Here is an 18,108-nt window from a genome sequence, read left to right on the forward strand (position 1 = left end):
CGTTAGGGCTCTTGGATCAGACGTTCCAATTCCCCGGGTTTCGAGGCCTTGGCCATGGCTTCCGCCTTGGCGATCTGCTTGCGTTTCACTAGATCAGCCAGAGCTTTCTCCAGGGTCTGCATACCCAGTTCTCCTCCGGTCTGGATCTGGGAATACAGCTGTGCGGTTTTGCCTTCGCGGATCAGGTTGGCTGTGGCGGCGGTGTTGATCAGGATTTCCTGGGCCATCACCCGCCCGAACTGGCCTGGAGCTGGGTTGCTGCGGCGACAGAGGGTCTGCGAGAACACAGCCACCAGGCTTCCGGAGAGTTGCACGCGGATCTGGGTCTGCTGTTCGGGGGGGAACACATCCACCATGCGGTCCACGGTCTGCGCGGCCGAACTGGTGTGCAGGGTGCCGAACACCAGGTGGCCGGTTTCCGCTGCGCTTATCGCCAATTGAATCGTTTCCAGATCCCGCATTTCCCCCACCAGGATCACGTCCGGGTCCTCGCGCAACGCCGCACGGAGGGCATTGGCGAAGCTGCGCGTGTCTTCATTGAGCTGCCGCTGATGCACCAGGCTGCGGTCGCTCTTGTACACGAACTCGATCGGATCCTCGATGGTGAGGATGTGTTCGGCGCGGCTGTGATTGATGTGATCGAGCAGCGCCGCCAGGGTGGTGGTCTTTCCCGAGCCCGTGGGTCCTGTCACCAGCACCAGGCCCCGTGGTCGTTCGCAGGTCTGCACCACCACCGGCGGCAGATTCAGCCGATCGATGCTGGGAATGCTGCTGCCCAGGGCCCTCAGACAGGCGGCATAGCTTCCCTTCTGACGGTACACATTCACCCGGAAGCGGGCCACGCCCTTCAGTCCGTAGGCGCAGTCAAGTTCCCACGTCTGTTCGAGTGTCTTGCGCTGACTGTTGTTGAGCATGGAGAAGATCAGCCGGTTGCAGCTCTCCTCCAGCAGAGGTTCGTCCCGCATCGGACGCAGTTCGCCGCTGAAGCGGCCGTAGGGGGGCTGCCCACTGGCGATGTGCAGGTCGCTGCCGCCTGCCTCGACAAGCTCCTGCATCAGGTCCTCGATCATCAGCTCCATCGCTCCGTTCTCAGTGACGTGGTGTGAGGCAGTAAGGGCATTCCAGCCAACCTTCCTGGAGTCCGCCACCACATCCACTGCAGGTGAGTGAGCTCAGCGCCCGGGCGCGCCGTTCCGATTCCAGGCCCGCGTCGGTGAGCACCATGCGCCCCACCTCCTCCAGGGTGGTGTGGCCCTCCCGCACCAGATCGAGGCTGTACCCCAGCAGGGTTTTCATGCCGCTTTCCAGAGCCAGTTGCCGCACCATGTCGGTGGTGGCGCCTTTGGCTACGGCTGCCGCAAGCTCTTCGTTCATGCGCAACACCTCGTAGACCCCAACCCGGCCCTTGTAACCGCTGCCCTGACAGTGAGGGCAGTTGTTGGCCTCTATGTCTTGGTGATTGGCCTTGAAAAAGCTCACGTCAGCTTCATGGCTGGCCATCAATCCGAACCGCGCTAATTCTTCAGGATCCGGTCGATAGGCGATGCGGCAATGAGGGCAGACCCTCCTCAGCAGTCGCTGGGAAACGATCCCGATCAGGGAGGCGCTAACCATGAATGGTTCGACTCCCATCTCATCCAGACGAGCAATCGCGCTGGGGGCGTCATTGCAATGCAGGGTGGTCAAGACCAAATGACCGGTGAGGGCCGCTTCAATGGCTGTTTTCGCTGTTTCCAGATCGCGGGTTTCGCCCACCAGCAGCACGTCCGGGTCCTGACGCATGAAGGCCCGAAGGGCCTGACTGAAATCGAACCCTTTATCTCGGTTCACCTGGCATTGGGTGATCCCGGGCAAGGTGTATTCGATCGGATCTTCAACCGTGGAGATATTGATTCCTGGCTCGTTGCGTTCCGCCAGCAACGAATAGAGAGTGGTGGATTTACCGGATCCCGTCGGACCGGTCACCAGGATCATTCCGAACGGTTTGGACCCGAGGGCTCGCACTAATTCCAGTGCCTCCGGGTTGCTGATCAGCTTGTCGAGACCCAGCTGGGTGGCGGAGCTGTCCAGTAGTCGCAGCACGATCTTTTCGCCGTACCGGCTGGGCAGGCTGTTCACTCGGAAGTCCACTGTGCGGTTCTGGAAACGACGGCGGATCCGACCGTCCTGGGCGATGCGGCGCTCGGCGATGTCCAGGTCCGCCATGATTTTGAAGCGGGAGGTCACGGCTGGGATCAGCCGGCTGGGCAGGGGTTCAATGTGGTTTTGCAGCACACCGTCCTGACGGAAGCGCAGTTGCAGACCTGCCTGCTGGGGCTCTACGTGAATGTCACTGGCTCCCAGTTGAAGGGCCTGCATCAGGATCCGGTCCACCAGGTTGATCACCGGCGAACGGTCCGCATCGTTGAGGCTTGACTCCAGATCCTCCGGACCGGCTGATTCCGCTGCTGCCTCCTCCGGGTCCTGCTCCAGCACGCCGTCCACGGAGAACTCCTGTAGATAGGAGGTGGCGGTCTCCGCCACGGTGTTGTTTGCACCGGTGTTCGTCGCGCCGGTGTTGGCCTCCATGTTGTTCACCGTAGGGGTGGTCTCTTCCGCGTCTGGATCAGGTGAAGGCTCGATCGGTTCACTTGCATTGATTGCCAGCGTTGGTGCAGGGGTGGCCTGGCCAAACGAGTGGTCTGGATGAGGGGAGGATTGCAGATCTAACAGTGCCGTCAGCTGTTCGCTCAGCGCGGCATGCCGCGCTGGATTGAAGCCCATGGTTTTCAGCCTCTGCAGCAGGGATGGCGCATCGGCATGGCCGAGATTTCCCGGGATCGACTGCTGCAACAGCAATTCAAGTTCGAGACGCCGGCGATCGTCGATCACGGATCAAGTTCATGGGAGGTGCGGGCTTCCCCCGCTTGTGTGAGGCCTACCTCACCTATCAACATGTCTAGACGTGAATTCGCAACCGGTCAGCATGAGTGGCGATGCTCCCACCCCCGCGCAGGATCCGTCCACGGAAGTTTCTGACGACCAGCAACCTGGCGTGACGGCCTCTGAGTCCACAGAGGCGGCAACCGTTGATGCGGCTCCGTCTCCTGAGGCTGCCGCGTCGGAGCCAGCCATTCCAGCTGGCGATAACGAGGCTCGTCTCGTACAGCTGGAACGCGAACACTCCACCCTGCGTGAAGAGCACGAGGTGCTTCGAGGCCAGTACGTGCGCATCGCTGCGGACTTCGACAACTTCCGCAAGCGTCAGAGTCGTGATCAGGACGATCTCAAGGTGCAGCTCACTTGCAGCACCCTGAGTGAAATTCTGCCGGTGGTGGACAACTTCGAGCGTGCCCGTCAGCAGCTGAATCCCGAGGGTGAGGAAGCCCAGGCGCTGCATCGCAGTTATCAGGGTCTCTACAAACAATTGGTGGATGTGCTCAAGCAGCTCGGGGTCGCCCCCATGCGAGTGGTGGGTCAGGAGTTTGACCCCACCCTCCATGAGGCGGTGCTCCGCGAACCGAGCGAAGAGCACGGAGAGGACGTGGTGATGGAAGAGTTGCAGCGCGGCTACCACCTCAACGGCCGTGTGCTCCGTCACGCCATGGTCAAAGTGTCGATGGGTCCCGGTCCCCAGCAGGGTTCTGCCACTGAAGACCCAGCCAAGGATGCCGCTGCCGGCGAGGAGGTCGTCGGTGATGCCAACGGTTGATCCCGCACCTGCTTTTACTGTGACCTTCGGGATGACCAGTTGATGGCTGATTATTACGAGCTGCTCGGCGTCAGCAGGGACGCCGATGCTGATACCCTCAAACGCGCCTATCGGCGACTGGCACGCCAGTACCACCCCGACATCAACAAGGAGCCTGGCGCAGAGGACCGCTTTAAGGAGATCGGTCGTGCCTACGAGGTGCTCAGTGATCCTCAGACCCGCGGTCGTTATGACCAATTCGGTGAGGCCGGTCTTGGCGGTGCGGCCGGCATGCCCGACATGGGCGACATGGGTGGTTTCGCCGACATCTTTGAAACCTTCTTCAGTGGGTTTGGCGGTGCAGCTGGGGGTGGACGTCAGCAGCGGCGCCGCGGTCCCCAGCAGGGCGACGACCTGCGCTACGACCTCACGATCGATTTCGACCAGGCGGTGTTTGGTCAGGAGAGGGAGATCCGTGTACCTCACTTAGAAACATGCACCACCTGCGGTGGCAGTGGTGCCAAGAGCGGCAGCGGTCCCACCACCTGCACCACCTGTGGCGGTGTCGGTCAGGTCCGTCGCGCGACGCGTACGCCTTTCGGCAGTTTCACGCAGGTCGCCGAATGTCCCACCTGCAACGGCAGTGGTCAGGTGATTGCTGATCCGTGCAACGCCTGCGGCGGTCAGGGCGTGACCCAGGTGCGTAAGAAACTGCGCATTAACATCCCTGCCGGTGTCGACACCGGCACCCGGCTCCGGGTGGCAGGTGAGGGCAATGCCGGTCTCCGGGGAGGTCCTTCCGGCGATCTCTACGTGTTTATCACGGTCAAACCGCATCCTTCGCTGAAGCGGGATGGCCTCACGGTCAACTCGGAGGTGAAGGTCAGTTATCTCCAAGCGATCTTGGGCGACACCATTGAGGTGGACACGGTGGATGGGCCCACCAGCCTTGAGATCCCTGCCGGTACGCAGCCCAATGCTGTGCTCACCCTGGAGAACAAGGGCATTCCCAAGCTGGGTAACCCAGTGGCACGGGGCAATCAGCGCATCACTGTCAACGTGAAGCTGCCCACACGGCTGAACGATGAAGAGCGCGGTCTGCTCGAGGAGCTGGCCGGTCATCACTCTGCGCGTGGTGAGCAACATCACCATCACAAGAGTGGCCTGTTCGCACGCCTGTTCGGACAGCGTTGACCATGACGGAGCGTCTCCCGGACCGACAGCTCGATCTGTGTGGGACGCCCTGTCCGCTCAATTTCATTCGCTGTCGACTCACGCTCGAGTCCATGACTGCTGGCCAGATCCTGCAGGTGGATCTGGATCCGGGTGAGCCCGAAGAGATGGTGGTTCCCGGTCTGCGCCGCGATGGTCATCAGGTGGAGGTGCAGCCCATCGCGGAGGCGAGGGTGCGGCTGATGGTGATCTGTTCTTGTGAGTGATCGCCAGCTTCAGTCAGGCATGGTTGTGGCGCTTCAGGCCAACTATCTGGAGGTGGAGCTGGAGGCACCACCACAGGGCGTTCCCTCCCGTCTGTTGTGCACGCGTCGAACGCGGCTGAACCATCGAGGCGCAGCTGTGCACGTGGGAGATCGCGTGAGGGTGGAGGCCATCGATCAGGATCACGCTCGAGCTGTGGTGGCCGCCGTGGAGCCTCGCAGCAGCTTTCTCACCCGTCCGCCTGTTGCTAACGCAACCTGTGTGTTGGTGGCGGTGGCGGTGGAACAACCCGCTTTCGATCCTGATCAGGTCAGCCGGTTTCTACTGACGGCCGAACAGACAGGCTTGCAGGTGCTGCTGGTGCTCACCAAGTGCGATCTGCTGGAGCCGGAGGAGCTGGATCAGTTGAAACGGAGGCTGCAGGGCTGGGGATATGAGCCTCTGTTGGTGTCCACCCAATCGGGGATGGGGCTGGAGGCTTTGCGGGTGCAGCTCGCCTCGGCACCGATTTCCGTGCTTTGTGGACCGTCCGGGGTGGGCAAGAGTTCATTGCTCAATGGCCTGTTGCCGGGTCTCACCCTGAGGGTGGGCGCTGTTTCCGGCCGGCTTCAGCGCGGTCGCCACACCACTCGACATGTGGAGTTGCATGCCATTGCCCCCGGGGCTCGAGTGGCGGACACACCCGGGTTCAATCGTCCGGAACTGCCGGATGATGTGCGCAACCTCGAAGTGCTGTTTCCCGAGCTGAGGGCTCAGCTCGAGCAACATCCCTGTCGCTTCCGCGACTGCCTGCACCGGGATGAACCTGGATGCGGCGTCACACGCGACTGGGAGCGCTATCCGATGTACCGACGCGCGGTGGAGGAGTTGCTGGGACTCAGCCGCCCATCCCGGGGAGGTTGAGGTCGAGACCACCGGTGAGCTCCTGCATCCGTTCCTTCATCGTGCCGGTGGAGCTCTCGTACGCTGCCTGCAGAGCTTCAAGAGTCGCGGCTTCCGTGGCCTCTTGCCCCTCACTCAGCAGGCTGGGATCCAGTTTCACGCGCAGGGGCTGTTGGTTGCCCGAAAGCCAGATGCTGGCCCGACCGTCAGCGCTGCTGCCCTCGATTTCCATGGCATCAAGCTCCTCCTGCAGTTTCTGGGCGTCTTGCTGGATCTGCTGCGCCTTGCGGAAGGCTTCGGTGAGCTGTCCGAAATTGGGAAGTCCGAAACCGGCCATGGAATCGCTGAAGGAATCGGAAGATTAGGCCGCCGACTCGAATCCCAGTCGTTTCACTTCCGGATGCAGTTCGATGCCATGGGCATTGGCGACTTCCTGCTGCACCAAATGGATTAAGCGACGGATGTCATCAGCCCGTGCTGCACCGGTGTTCACAATGAAGTTGGCATGCATTTCCGACACCTGGGCGCCACCGATACGTCGTCCTTTCAGCCCCAGCCCTTCGATCAGTCGACCTGCTTTTTCCGGTTCGGGGTTGCGAAACACACTGCCGCAGCTGGGCTGTTTGTAAGGCTGCGTGCTGGTGCGGTGGCTGAGATTGCCGCTGGTGCGCCGTTGCAGTTCAGCAGGGTCGTGCCCAGGCTCCAGCTGGAAGTCAGCGGCGACCACCACAGTGGTCTTCTGCTGCAGAGCGCTGTGGCGATACGCGTAATCCAGGGCATCCCGCTCGATCCGTCTGATTGCCATGTCCTCAGCGTTGAGGTCGATGACATCCACGCTGAGGAGATGCTCAGCGATGCAACCACCTTGGGCTCCGGCATTCATCACGGCCGCACCACCCACGGTGCCGGGAATGCCCACAGCCCACTCGAGGCCCTGGAGACCCTGCTTGGCGGCGTGTCGCGCCAGCGTTGGGATCGCTTCTCCGCTCAAGGCCCGAATCCGGCCAGTGATGGCATTCACATCGGAGCCCTGTAGTCGACGCAGACAAAGCGTCAGGCCGGGAAGTCCTGCATCGGCAATCAGCAGATTGGAACCGGCCCCAATCACACGAACGGGGAGGTCAGCATCCGCTGCCCAGTGCAGCAGCGCAGCAATCTGATCCGGGTCGTTGGGTTCGGCTAGCCATTCGGCCGGCCCGCCCACACGCCAGGTTGTGTAGCCCGCCAGCGAGACCTGCTTTTGCAGGACGCCGTTGCTCTTGAGTGTCTTCAGCTCGCGACTGCTGACTGACATGACGCTTGGCCTTGCGCTGAGTTGGCAGACAACCGCGACCAGAGGCTGTTCACATCGCCGGCCCCCATGACCAGCACCAGATCATCGGTTTTGCTGTGGTCACGCACCAGCTCTGTAACTTGATCCATCGTGCTGGCCACATGAATGATCTGGTCGGATCGGAGCTGCTGCATGCAGCGGGCCAGCGCGTCGCTGGTCACACCAGCAATAGCCGACTCGCCAGCTGAAAATACGGGAGCCAACACCACAAGGTCGGCGCTGCTGAGGGCCTGAGCAAAGTCCTGCTGAAATTCGCGTGTCCGACTGAATCGATGGGGTTGAAATACGGCCATCAGCCGTCGTGGAGCCCGTGGCAAGGGGCTGCGCCCGCTTGACACCATCAGATCAGCCATGGCGAGAGTTGCAGCTACTTCACTGGGGTGATGCGCGTAGTCGTCAACGATCAACCGCCCTTCCCAGTCGCCTCTGAAATCGAAGCGACGTCCTGGTGATTTGAGCTGGTCAAGGTTCTGAATCAGTTGGTCCAGTGGAATGCCTTCCATGCGGCAGGCTGCGATGGCACCGACGGCATTACTCAGGTTGTGGAGACCTGGCAGGGGGAGGGTGATTCGCCCGACCTGAACACCTTGTTCATAAAGGTCGGCAATAGTGCAATCGCCTTCAAGGCTGACGGGCAGGGCGGCGAAGTCCACGTTGTCGCTGCGTTGCACGGACCACCAGGCATCCGCCTGGAAGTGTTCACTCAGGATTGGATCGTCCTGGTTGGCAAGTAGGCGGCCGCATCCGGATCCGAAGCGACGCATGGTGGTGATCAGGTCATCCAGATCCCGGTAGTGATCGGTGTGATCCAGCTCAAGATTGGTAATCACGCCTAGAGCGGCGTTGAATTTGATCAGGGATCCGTCCGATTCATCAGCTTCCGCCACGAGGAGTCGCCCTGATCCTGCATGACCATTGGTGCCGTAGCAGGGAACGACTCCGCCGATTACAGCCGTGGGATCTTCGCCAGCGCTATGGAGAAGGGAGGTGATCACGGTGCTCGTGGTGGTTTTGCCGTGGCTGCCGGCCACAGCAATGGAGGGTTGCTGATCGATGAGGGCAGCCAGCAGATCTGAACGGTGCCAGATCGTTAATTTGCGTGCGCGGGCTTCGATTAGCTCAAGATTGCTGTCCGGGATGGCGCTGCTGATCACCACCAGGGGGTTTGCGATGCCGCGTTGATCCAGTTCATCGAAATTTTCGGGGATCTGGGAACTGAAGGTCACCATGCCTTGGGCCTGCAGGCTTTCCAGGGCGGGGGACAGTCGTCGATCGGATCCGCTGACCTGATGACCACGCACCATCAGGATTTGGGCTAGAGCAGACATGCCGATTCCGCCGGCACCCACGAAATGTACCGACGACGGTCTGTCGAGAGGTCTGCTCAAAGAAGAAATTCGTGAGAACGCAGGATAAATCAGCTTTTCCGAGTGACCACTAACTGGCGCAGATTGTCTTTAGTGCGTTGTCGGAAGGCCTCGAAGACCTGTTGAGAAGGAGAAAATCCCCGATTTCTGTATGATCGGCGGCCAAACCCTGTTGCGGATCTGCCGCTTTAACGATGACCCTGCGCGTTGCGATCAATGGATTCGGCCGAATCGGTCGCAATGTGATGCGGGGTTGGATTAGCCGAGGTGCCGATACCGGAATCGAGATCGTTGGTGTGAACGCTACCTCCGATCCCAAGACCAGTGCGCACCTGCTCACCTACGACTCCATTCTGGGCAAGCTCGATCCCAGCGTGAAGATCGAGACCACCGACGATTCGATGATCGTCAACGGCAAGGAAGTCAAATTCTTTTCTGACCGCAACCCCCTCAACTGCCCTTGGAAGGAGTGGGGCGTGGATCTGGTGCTCGAATCCACCGGCGTGTTCAACACCGATGAAAAAGCCAGCATGCACATCCAGGCTGGTGCCAAAAAGGTGATCCTCACCGCGCCCGGAAAGGGACCCAAAGTCGGCACCTTCGTGGTGGGCGTGAATGAAGACCAGTACAGCCACGACGACTGGGACATCCTCAGTAACGCCAGCTGCACCACGAACTGCTTGGCTCCTCTGGTGAAGGTGATCGACCAGTCGATCGGAATCAACCGCGGTCTGATGACCACGATCCACAGCTACACCGGAGACCAGAGGATTCTCGACAACAACCACCGCGACCTGCGTCGTGCTCGCGCGGCAGCCGTGAACATGGTGCCCACCTCGACCGGTGCCGCACAGGCTGTCGCTCTGGTGTACCCCGCCGTGAAGGGCAAGTTCACCGGTATCGCCATGCGCGTTCCCACCCCCAACGTGTCCGCCGTTGACCTGGTGTTCGAATCGTCCCGCGCCTCCTCCGTTGACGAGATCAAGTCGATCATCAAAGGTGCCGCTGATGGTGCCATGAGCAAGGTCATCAAGTACGGCGATCTGCCTTTGGTTTCCAGCGACTACGCCGGCACCAATCAGTCGACCATCTTCGATGCTGACCTGACCTTGGCCATGGGTGACAACTTCTTCAAGATCGTCGCTTGGTACGACAACGAGTGGGGCTACAGCCAGCGCGTGGTTGACTTGGCCGAAGTGGTCGCCAAAAACTGGAAGTGATCGCTTTCTGAATGATCTTTAACCCTCCCCAATGGGAGGGTTTTTTGATGGCTTGATCTTCAGTTGTTGCGGAAATGATGGAAACTTTTGGTTTGCACGGGCTGTGCGTTTTCGCTCCAGCGGATAGTGCTGCTCTCGCCCGTGATGCGGCCGATGCGTCGGCTCCCTGCCTGTTTCTCTAACCAGCGCTGGGCCCAGGCAGGGGGCAGGCTCAACACCAGTTCGAAGTCCTCACCTCCTGCCAGACACCATTGGTCCCAGGGGTCACCGAAGGGCCAGTGTTGGGTTCGCGGCAGCCAGGCCTGTGTGAGTTCAGCACCGCAACCACTGCTTCTGCAGAGAGCTTCTACAGCCGCCAGCAGTCCGTCGCTGCTGTCGGTGCCGCCGGCTCTCCAGGCCAGCCCATCGGGTTTGCAGGCCAGAAGGGTGTCGAGGGCATCCAGTCGGGGAATGGGCCGTTGATGCGTTGCGATTGCCAGTGCGCGAAGTTGGGGATTGAGATCTGCAGTGTTCAGAACCTCATCGTTCTGCAGCAGTGCCAGGCCAAGCCTGCTCAACCCATGGGCACCGCTGGTCACGATCCAGTCTCCAGGACGGGCCTCGCCGCGATGCAGGCGCAGCGGTCCCAGACGCCCCAAGGCTGTGATCGAAACCAGTTTCTGGAGGCCTGCGGAACAGTCACCCCCCAGTAACGTCCCTCCGAATTCACTCAAACCATCGGCAATGCCTGTGTAGAGCTCCTCCACCCAGCTCCACGGGGTGGTGCTTGGAGCCACCAGGGTCACGGTGATCCCGTCGATGGCAACGGCTCCGCTGGCGGCAAGATCGGAGAGGTTGGCTGCCACCGCACGCCAGCCCACATCCGCTGCGCTGGTGGTTGCATCACTGAAATGAACGCCATCCACCAGCACGTCGCTGTTCACCAACAAGGGCCTGGAGTCGGAGCGGAGAGAGGCTGTGTCGTCGCTTAGTTGACCGTCCGGTGCAAAGCGCGCCAGTCGCTTCAGCAACTCCGCTTCACCCAGATCCCCCAGGGTCTCCGTCACGGTGCTTAGGCGTGCTCCATCAGACGATCCGCTCCCTCGACCACCTTCACGCTGAGGATTTCATCATCCACACCCAGTTCTTCGAGCACATCGAAGCCGTCCACCACGTAACCGAAGGCAGCGTTGCGGCCATCCACCAGGTTCAGACCAGCGGGCGTCAGCTCCGCTTCGTAAAGGAACAAGAAGAACTGGGAGGAGCCGTCATCGAGGGCTTGATCGGAATGCGCCCAACCCAGCGTTCCGAGGGTGGCGAAGGGCAGCACAGGGGTGGCCTTGTAAAGCCCGACATCCTCGAAGGTCTGGTTGTAGAAGGTGTCGGGTTCGCCTGGAACCCTGATTTCCAGTGGAACGTGGCGTTCCTGCTTGGTTTTGGGATCGACATAGCCGATCTCCGGACCATCCGGATCACCGCTCTGCAGGATGTAAAAGTCTTCAGCTCGATTGAACGGCAGCCCGTCGTAGAAGCCCTTCAGGCTCAGGTCAATGAAGGCTCCTGCGGTCAGCGGAGCGTTGTAACCGTCGACAACTGCGGTGAGGTCTCCCTGAGTGGTTGTCATGACGACGGTGGCCCGACCGGCCAGCCGCGGCAGGTTGTCGAACTCTGCGGGGATGTCCGGCAGACGGTCGTCGATCAACATCGCTTCGAGGTCTCCGATCCGGCTCAGCGCCAGGCGGCGGGTTTCGATGAAGCCGGCCTTGTCGGAGGCATCGACACGTGCTTGCAGCCGATCGAGATCGCTGCTCACCGAATCGAGAATCTGTTCAGCCTGTGCCTGGTCTTCGCCAGGGACCGCCGCAATGATCGTTCTTCGTCGGGTGTTTAGAACCGATTGGGTGCGTTTGATCCCTCGGCCCAGAGCGCTCCAGCGCTTGGCACGCAGGTCGTCGCTGGTGCCTTCCAGCCGATGTTGCAGTTCGCGAAGGTCCTCCTGATCCATCGGCAGCGAATCGCGCAGGATCGCCGCTGGATCCTGCACGGCATTGCCTTGAGGTAGCCCTGCCCAGGCCGGTGAGGCCCAGGTCATGCCAACTACCATCACGAGAGCGAGAAGCCACGTAGTCAGGCGTTGAAACGCCATCCGAATCGCCAAGGAGAACCCCAGGTGCTGAAAGGACTTTGGCACAGCCGTATGATCCCCTGAACCGTTCGGCGGGAATGATCTCCAGCAACGACTTTCGCACTGGCACCACGATCGAGCTTGATGGTTCCGTGTGGCGCGTGGTCGAGTTCCTGCATGTGAAGCCAGGCAAGGGCTCTGCATTTGTGCGTACCAAGCTCAAGGCTGTGCAAAGCGGCAACGTGGTGGAAAAGACCTTCCGTGCCGGTGAGATGGTCCCGCAGGCCATGCTCGAGAAAGCCACCCTTCAGCACACCTATATGGAGGGAGAGGAATACGTGTTCATGGACATGGCGTCATTTGAGGAGACGCGTCTCACGGCCAAGCAGATCGGTGACAGCCGCAAATACCTCAAGGAAGGGATGGAGGTGAGTGTCGTTTCCTGGAATGAGAAGCCCCTCGAGGTTGAACTGCCCAATTCCGTGGTGCTGGAAATCACCCAGACCGATCCTGGGGTGAAGGGGGACACAGCTACCGGTGGCACGAAGCCGGCAATCCTCGAAACCGGTGCACAGGTGATGGTGCCACTCTTCCTCTCGATCGGCGAGAAGATCAAAGTCGACACCCGCAACGATTCCTATCTGGGCCGGGAGAACAGCTGAGCATGCAACTCGATCACGACCAGCTTCACAAGCTGCTGGATGCTCTTGGTGAAAGCGACATCCAGGAGTTCCGCCTGGAAGGCGATGACTTCCGCCTCGAGGTGCGTCGCAACCTGCCCGTGACCACCGTTGCGGCACCAGTGATGCCGGTGGCCCAGGCTGCCCCTGCTCCAGTTCCTCCAATGGATGTGCAGCTCCAGGGCGAGACCGCATCATCGGCACCTCCAGCTGCTGCCGGCACCCGCTCGGATTTGGTGGATGTCACTGCACCGATGGTGGGTACCTTTTATCGCGCACCCGCTCCAGGTGAACCTCCGTTCGTGGAGATTGGTAATCGCATTACGGCCGGTCAGACCATCTGCATCCTCGAAGCGATGAAGCTGATGAACGAGCTCGAAGCTGAGGTGTCTGGTGAAGTCGTGGAACTTCTCGTTGATAACGGCACGCCTGTGGAATTCGGTCAGGTCTTGATGCGTGTCAAGCCCGGCTGAGTTGCCAGGCCGACTCGATCGCGGCCAGCATGCTGGCCGACCGCGCGATTCCTAGACCGGCGATGTCGAAACCCGTGCCATGGTCCGGTGACGTTCGCAAGAAGGAGAGGCCGAGGGTGGTGTTCACGGCCTGATCGAACGCCAGGAGTTTGACGGGGATCAACCCCTGGTCGTGGTATAGCGCCAAGAGCCCATCCGGGCTGTTGGGTGCAGGTGTCTGGTTCCAGGCCTGGGCGGCACTCAGCCAGCAGCTGTCCGGTGGCATGGGCCCCAGCAATGTCACGTTGGGATGCGCAAGCCGCCAACGTTCCAGCAAAGGAATGAGCCAGTCCAGTTCTTCTGTTCCCAGTTGACCCTGTTCACCTGCGTGGGGATTGAGACCCGCCACCACCAGCCTGGGGTTGGAATTGAAGCGAAGGCAGAAGCTTGTCAGCGCATCCAATTTCTCTTCCACCAGGTCAGCGGACAGTCGCAGAGCTACCTGATGCAGGGGGATGTGGGTGGTGGCCAGCAGCGTGTTGAGACGCCATCCCGTCTGCGGAGACAGGGCCGTGAACAACATGGAGGCCCGTTTTCCACCGTCGAGTTCTGCGAGGCGTTCGGTCTGTCCGGGATAGCGATGCCCTGCGGCATGCCAGGCGTGCTTGGCAATCGGAGCCGTTACCAGTGCACATCCCTGGCCCTGTTGCACCAGCTGCACGGCCCGGGTCAACCACTGGAAGCTGGCTGCACCGCTGATGCTCCCGGCACTGCCAGGCTCCAGCGGGCCGCCGGGGATGGGTTGATCGTCCACCTCCAAGCCATCCGGGTCAGCTATGGGTGCCTGGGTTCGTTCCTTGAGTTGCTGAGCGGCGCGTTCCAGGCTGGCTCTGCAGCCCACCAATAGTGGGCTGACGTTGGCCGGCCGTTGTGGATCTGCCAGGGCCTTAAGCGTCACTTCCATGCCGATGCCCGCTGGATCACCGAGGGCAATCACCAGCCGCTGATTAGCGTCGGGGCAATTGGAGGTTGTGGTCATGCTGCGCTGGCTGTTGATCGGTTTGCTGCTCTACGGCCTGGGGACGGCGCTGCGGCAAGGTTGGCTGGAGGTGCAGTGGAGTCAGCTGCTGCATGATGCTGGACTGACGTTCATCGATCCGGACCGGCCGATGCAGTGGCATGAGTTGCCGCTCTTGAACCCGCAGCGGACGGAACCTGTTGCTCCATGAGCCGTTCCTGTTCCAGGCACTGGGCCAGCCCGCTGCGGAAATTTGGATGCACCATCGTGTAGCCAAGCTCCTTGCAGAGCAGGTCATTGCTGACCCGTCGGTTCTCCGCCCAAAAGGAGCGCGCCATGGGGCTCATCTCGGCTTCCGCCTCGCCGTAGGGCTTGGCATCCGGCAGCGGGCATCCCTGCAGCTCTGCGGCATGGCGTTGGAGGAGTGCACTGGGTGCCGGTTCGTGATCACAAACGTTCACCACGCTTGGATGGTGACCCTCTGCAGAGCAGTGCATCAGGTGCAGGCAGGCCGCGGCGATGTCATCGATGTGCACCCGACAGAACACCTGTCCGGGCTTGTCGATCGGCTGAAGCGTGCCGGCCTTGACGGCGGCAAGTGGTGATCGTCCTGGGCCGTAGATCCCCGGCAGTCGCAGAATCTGAACCGGCAGACCACTCTTGAGCCATTCTTGCTCGCAAGCCAGGCGTCGCCGGCTGCGCTCCTGCGTCGCATTGGGCGGATCCGCTTCGCGAACCCACTCTCCATTGGTGTTGCCGTAGACGCCGGTGGTGGAGAGATAGCCGACCCAGCGCAGCGGTTGTTGTTGCAGCAGCGGGCCAAGGGTGCGCAACACCGGGTCGCTGGTCTCGCGGCCAGGCGGGATGGTGCTCAGCAGATGCGTCACCCCTTCAAAGGCTGAGGCTGGCGGCATCAGGTTGTTGGCGCTGTCGAATGGAAGCGCCTTGCTGCCTGGATCAGGGTTGCGTCTGGTCGTGATTACCCGCATCCCCATTGCTTCGGCGAGGGACGCGAGACGGCGACCACTGAAGCCGGCTCCAAGGATGCAGAGTGTTGAGCCTTCAGGCAGTGGCCGGCAGCGGTTGACAAGCGGATCAGGCATGAGTACAAACGTATTAGCAATGGTTTGGTCGTGACTGGTTCCTGTCTTTCTCTGGTGACTCCACAGCGTTCCATGCTGCCTTCTTGTGATGGCAGTCGTGTGATCAGGGCCTTTGAGCGGCAGTGGATCCCTTTGGACAGGCTGGTCAAAGCCCTTGTGGCGTCAGCGCTCCTGGGCGCTGCGTTTCTGCTGGCGCCTGAGCAGCCTGAGCAGCAGGCGTCGATTTGTCAGCAGCATCATTCCGTCGAAGCTTGCAGGGTCTGGTAAACAGCACTCCGTTCAGGCCACCTGCAACATCCAGTCGGAGTCGTCTTGATTGTTGAGTGACGGTTCGCCTGGGGTTGAAGGGGGAACCGATTGAGATGATTCCGGTTGTGCCCACTGGAGTAGGCGCAGGGCCAAGCGCAAGTCGCCATCCATCCAGGCTCGGATGGCCATTGCCCGTCGAGGATCGTAGAAGCGTTGACGGCGATACCAATCGAACACTTCAGCGTCAGATTTGTGACCATTGCATGACAGACATGCTGGAACACAATTTTCGGTCACGCTCAAACCTCCTCGAGCACGGGGAAGGATGTGATCAATAGATTCAGAAGGTTTGCCGCAGTAAATACAACTTTTACCGGTATAAGAGTGGAGGGATTGACGCCATCGTCGGACACGCAATTTGGGGCAAAGTTCTTCGAGGAAGACCGCATCCCTGTTGTGCATCCGAATGTCTCGGTTGGTCGAATTCTGACGGGTTCATAGCGATCGTCAATGTGTCCATCGCTGCATTTTTGAATCTTTTCCCGACTGTTTTGAATGTGATTTTTAACGTCCAACGGCTTGTTTTTATTGGCCAAAGCCTTAAAGTGTTTCTTGCTGGTTTTTTGCTACGACATCAATCGCCTCCTGCTGCTGCCTTGGGTTGACCCCAGCAGGACTTGTGCGGGTCACTTACCCCTTTGACGCTGTGACCCATGCTCAAATGGCGAGGATCCGCCCTCGGGGTGTTTGGAGAGGTTCGGGTCGTGGCTGGGAATTTCCTCTGGCAGCCGCCGATTTGCTACTTGAGCGTTTCGGAGGGCGCTTCCGTGTTGAAGAGGAGCTGCTGAGCTGGCTTCACTGGCATCGTCATCCGCTTCCACCGCTTCCGCACCATCGCGTCTTGGTGGCCAGTGCCGATTTGGATCAACCGCTGTTGGATGGACGCATGCCGTTGCCCCATCAGCGCTCGGGCGCGCGCTGGCTGCTGGCCAGGCGTGGGGCGTTGCTTGCCGATGAGATGGGACTTGGAAAAACGCTCACTGCCTTGCTGGCGGCCCGGGCGCTAATGCGTGCTGTCTCGCTGCGCCTGATGGTGATTGCGCCCGTAGGTCTGCACCCGCATTGGCGCCGCGAAGCTGCAGCGTTAGATCTGGAGTTCAGCTTGCACAGCTGGGCCAAGTTGCCCGTTGCGTTGCCAGAGGCCGGCACCTTGCTACTGGTAGACGAAGCGCATTACGCCCAATCTCTGCAGGCGCAGCGCACGCAGGCGTTCTTGAGGCTGGCGCGGCATCCTCGCCTGCGCGCGGTGTGGATGCTGACCGGCACGCCTATCCGCAACGGTCGTCCGATTCAGTTCTTTCCACTGCTGGCAGCGATGGATCATCCGATTGCGCGTGATCAGAAGGCCTTTGAAGAGATCTTCTGTCAGGGACATTGGAGTGAGAGTGGTGGTCAGCGCCGCTGGCGCGCTGATGGTGCCAGCCGCCTGGAGGAATTGCGTCATCTCACCCGCCCCCTCGTGTTGCACCGCCGGAAGCAGTCAGTTCTCGGTCTTCCGGCGAAGACGCGACAAATGCACTCGGTTTCCCTGGCGGCAGATCAGAACCGAGGGCTGGATCACCGCTTGCGTCTGGTGGTGGAGGACTATCGCCATCGCGTGTTGGCTGGTGAGGTCCGCTCCGATGCTGAATCCCTGGCTGTTCTCACCTCCATGCGCATGATCGCAGCGGAGTTCAAGCTGCCGGCGGCCCGCAGCCTGGTGCAGAAGTTACGCAGTACAGGAGAGGCCATTGTCTTGTTCAGTTCCTTTGTGAGCCCACTTCAGCTGCTTCAGGAGGATCTTGGTGGCGAACTGCTAACCGGCCGGCAGAAACCCGAGCAACGCCAGGAGGCGGTAGACCGCTTTCAAGTCGGCGATTCGGACCTGTTGCTGGCCACCTATGGAGCGGGTGGCTTGGGATTCACCCTCCACCGGGCCCGTCACGTGGTGTTGCTCGAACGACCCTGGACCCCTGGTGACGTGGAACAGGCGGAAGATCGCTGTCACCGCATCGGCATGGATGGTGGTCTCACCAGCCACTGGTTGCAGTTGGGTCTGGCGGATCAGCTCGTGGATGCCTTGGTGGCCAGCAAGGCCAACCGGATTGAACTGCTCTTGGGACCCCGCCAGGTCAAGCTTGATCGTCAACCGTTGCCGGCCATGGTGGCGCGCTGTTTGCAGGATTGCTGACGGACGGTCAGCTCATGTTTCAGCATCGGATCGTGGCGTTGGTCACCTTTGGCCAGCAGGGCTGAGGCCTGCTTCACGTCGGCACAGGCTTCGTCATCACGTCCGATCAGAGTATGAATTAACGAGCGGTCGGTCAGCGGGATGGGATTGCCGGGGTGGCCTTTCACCACGGCATTGCAATGATTGAGCGCTTCATCAAGACGCTGAAGGTCGAGCCCCTCCAGGCAGCTGGAAGCGGCCAATTCAGGATCGTTGGTCGGCTTCGCCGTTTCGCCACCTCGGACGCAGGCCTGGATCAAAAGCAGCAGCCCTGCCAACACCAGGGCTGGCATTATTCGGGCGGGATGCCGAAGCCCAAGCCTT

The 18,108-nt window shown here is 60.7% G+C and carries 21 protein-coding genes; 9 read left to right on the forward strand and 12 right to left on the reverse strand.

The window, feature by feature from the left end; all coding sequences use genetic code 11:
• Positions 1-2 precede the first annotated feature (2 nt).
• Positions 3-1,079: a type IV pilus twitching motility protein PilT gene (locus tag SynA1825c_RS00095; RefSeq protein ID WP_186469762.1), complete on the reverse strand. Its 1,077-nt coding sequence runs from the start codon at positions 1,077-1,079 to the stop codon at positions 3-5.
• 10 nt (positions 1,080-1,089) lie between these two features.
• The gene (locus SynA1825c_RS00100; RefSeq protein ID WP_370593811.1) at positions 1,090-2,763 is read right to left on the reverse strand and encodes a GspE/PulE family protein; all 1,674 of its coding nucleotides are present in this window, start codon (positions 2,761-2,763) and stop codon (positions 1,090-1,092) included.
• A gap of 202 nt (positions 2,764-2,965) precedes the next feature.
• Between SynA1825c_RS00100 and grpE the strand changes: the two genes are divergently transcribed.
• From grpE to rsgA, 4 genes are read left to right on the forward strand one after another with little or no spacing between them, the layout of a single operon-like run.
• Positions 2,966-3,691: a nucleotide exchange factor GrpE gene (grpE, locus tag SynA1825c_RS00105; protein ID WP_186470904.1), complete on the forward strand. Its 726-nt coding sequence runs from the start codon at positions 2,966-2,968 to the stop codon at positions 3,689-3,691.
• Positions 3,692-3,733: 42 nt separating this feature from the next.
• Positions 3,734-4,864: a molecular chaperone DnaJ gene (gene dnaJ, locus SynA1825c_RS00110; RefSeq protein ID WP_186469764.1), complete on the forward strand. Its 1,131-nt coding sequence runs from the start codon at positions 3,734-3,736 to the stop codon at positions 4,862-4,864.
• A gap of 2 nt (positions 4,865-4,866) precedes the next feature.
• Positions 4,867-5,109: a sulfurtransferase TusA family protein gene (locus SynA1825c_RS00115; protein ID WP_186469765.1), complete on the forward strand. Its 243-nt coding sequence runs from the start codon at positions 4,867-4,869 to the stop codon at positions 5,107-5,109.
• Between the two features lie 19 nt (positions 5,110-5,128).
• On the forward strand, positions 5,129-6,010 hold the full coding sequence (gene rsgA, locus SynA1825c_RS00120; protein WP_186470905.1) for a ribosome small subunit-dependent GTPase A: 882 nt from the start codon (positions 5,129-5,131) through the stop codon (positions 6,008-6,010).
• Here rsgA and SynA1825c_RS00125 read toward each other — a convergent pair.
• The 3 genes from SynA1825c_RS00125 to murC are packed head-to-tail and all read right to left on the reverse strand — an operon-like array spanning position 5,985 to position 8,710.
• Positions 5,985-6,326 (reverse strand): YbaB/EbfC family nucleoid-associated protein, encoded by a 342-nt coding sequence (locus SynA1825c_RS00125; protein WP_186469766.1) that lies wholly within the window; start codon positions 6,324-6,326, stop codon positions 5,985-5,987. The two genes, rsgA and SynA1825c_RS00125, sit on opposite strands and share 26 nt — an antisense overlap.
• 24 nt (positions 6,327-6,350) lie before the next feature.
• Entirely contained in the window at positions 6,351-7,283 is a 933-nt protein-coding gene (gene murB / locus SynA1825c_RS00130; RefSeq protein WP_186469767.1) for a UDP-N-acetylmuramate dehydrogenase, read from the reverse strand.
• A complete protein-coding gene (gene murC / locus SynA1825c_RS00135; RefSeq protein WP_186469768.1) occupies positions 7,259-8,710 on the reverse strand; it encodes a UDP-N-acetylmuramate--L-alanine ligase in 1,452 nt (483 codons plus the stop codon). Before murC ends, murB begins: the two co-directional genes overlap by 25 nt.
• A gap of 173 nt (positions 8,711-8,883) precedes the next feature.
• Here murC and gap point away from each other — a divergent pair, with 173 nt between their 5' ends.
• On the forward strand, positions 8,884-9,909 hold the full coding sequence (gene gap / locus SynA1825c_RS00140) for a type I glyceraldehyde-3-phosphate dehydrogenase (RefSeq protein WP_186469769.1): 1,026 nt from the start codon (positions 8,884-8,886) through the stop codon (positions 9,907-9,909).
• Positions 9,910-9,968: 59 nt separating this feature from the next.
• On the opposite strand, the gene thiL is transcribed toward gap, so the two are convergent.
• Together thiL and SynA1825c_RS00150 are read right to left on the reverse strand one after the other, a co-directional pair.
• Positions 9,969-10,955: a thiamine-phosphate kinase gene (thiL, locus tag SynA1825c_RS00145; protein WP_186469770.1), complete on the reverse strand. Its 987-nt coding sequence runs from the start codon at positions 10,953-10,955 to the stop codon at positions 9,969-9,971.
• A gap of 5 nt (positions 10,956-10,960) precedes the next feature.
• A complete protein-coding gene (locus tag SynA1825c_RS00150; RefSeq protein WP_186470906.1) occupies positions 10,961-12,034 on the reverse strand; it encodes a peptidylprolyl isomerase in 1,074 nt (357 codons plus the stop codon).
• 77 nt (positions 12,035-12,111) lie between these two features.
• On the opposite strand from SynA1825c_RS00150, the gene efp reads away from it, so the two are divergent.
• On the forward strand, positions 12,112-12,675 hold the full coding sequence (efp, locus tag SynA1825c_RS00155; RefSeq protein ID WP_186469771.1) for an elongation factor P: 564 nt from the start codon (positions 12,112-12,114) through the stop codon (positions 12,673-12,675).
• Between the two features lie 2 nt (positions 12,676-12,677).
• The gene (gene accB, locus SynA1825c_RS00160; RefSeq protein WP_186469772.1) at positions 12,678-13,166 is read left to right on the forward strand and encodes an acetyl-CoA carboxylase biotin carboxyl carrier protein; all 489 of its coding nucleotides are present in this window, start codon (positions 12,678-12,680) and stop codon (positions 13,164-13,166) included.
• On the opposite strand, the gene pdxA is transcribed toward accB, so the two are convergent.
• From pdxA to SynA1825c_RS00170, 3 genes are read right to left on the reverse strand one after another with little or no spacing between them, the layout of a single operon-like run.
• Positions 13,153-14,184, reverse strand: a complete 1,032-nt coding sequence (pdxA, locus tag SynA1825c_RS00165) for a 4-hydroxythreonine-4-phosphate dehydrogenase PdxA (RefSeq protein WP_186469773.1) — start codon at positions 14,182-14,184, stop codon at positions 13,153-13,155. The two genes, accB and pdxA, sit on opposite strands and share 14 nt — an antisense overlap.
• A complete protein-coding gene (locus SynA1825c_RS13565; protein ID WP_255476997.1) occupies positions 14,153-14,278 on the reverse strand; it encodes a hypothetical protein in 126 nt (41 codons plus the stop codon). Before SynA1825c_RS13565 ends, pdxA begins: the two co-directional genes overlap by 32 nt.
• A 16-nt stretch (positions 14,279-14,294) precedes the next feature.
• Positions 14,295-15,266: an SDR family oxidoreductase gene (locus tag SynA1825c_RS00170; RefSeq protein ID WP_186469774.1), complete on the reverse strand. Its 972-nt coding sequence runs from the start codon at positions 15,264-15,266 to the stop codon at positions 14,295-14,297.
• A gap of 72 nt (positions 15,267-15,338) precedes the next feature.
• Here SynA1825c_RS00170 and SynA1825c_RS00175 point away from each other — a divergent pair, with 72 nt between their 5' ends.
• On the forward strand, positions 15,339-15,533 hold the full coding sequence (locus SynA1825c_RS00175) for a serine protease inhibitor (protein WP_255478408.1): 195 nt from the start codon (positions 15,339-15,341) through the stop codon (positions 15,531-15,533).
• A gap of 12 nt (positions 15,534-15,545) precedes the next feature.
• Here SynA1825c_RS00175 and SynA1825c_RS00180 read toward each other — a convergent pair whose 3' ends face one another.
• Positions 15,546-15,977, reverse strand: a complete 432-nt coding sequence (locus tag SynA1825c_RS00180) for an HNH endonuclease (RefSeq protein ID WP_186469775.1) — start codon at positions 15,975-15,977, stop codon at positions 15,546-15,548.
• A 259-nt stretch (positions 15,978-16,236) separates the two neighbouring features.
• Here SynA1825c_RS00180 and SynA1825c_RS00185 point away from each other — a divergent pair, with 259 nt between their 5' ends.
• Complete coding sequence (locus SynA1825c_RS00185; RefSeq protein WP_186470908.1) at positions 16,237-17,745, forward strand: DEAD/DEAH box helicase; 1,509 nt, start codon at positions 16,237-16,239, stop codon at positions 17,743-17,745.
• Here SynA1825c_RS00185 and SynA1825c_RS00190 read toward each other — a convergent pair.
• Positions 17,700-18,077, reverse strand: coding sequence for a hypothetical protein (locus SynA1825c_RS00190; protein ID WP_186469776.1), 378 nt, complete (start codon positions 18,075-18,077; stop codon positions 17,700-17,702). The genes SynA1825c_RS00185 and SynA1825c_RS00190 overlap by 46 nt on opposite strands.
• Positions 18,078-18,108 lie beyond the last annotated feature (31 nt).

The sequence above is a fragment of the Synechococcus sp. A18-25c genome (genome assembly GCF_014280035.1).
In the GTDB taxonomy this organism is placed as follows: domain Bacteria; phylum Cyanobacteriota; class Cyanobacteriia; order PCC-6307; family Cyanobiaceae; genus Synechococcus_C.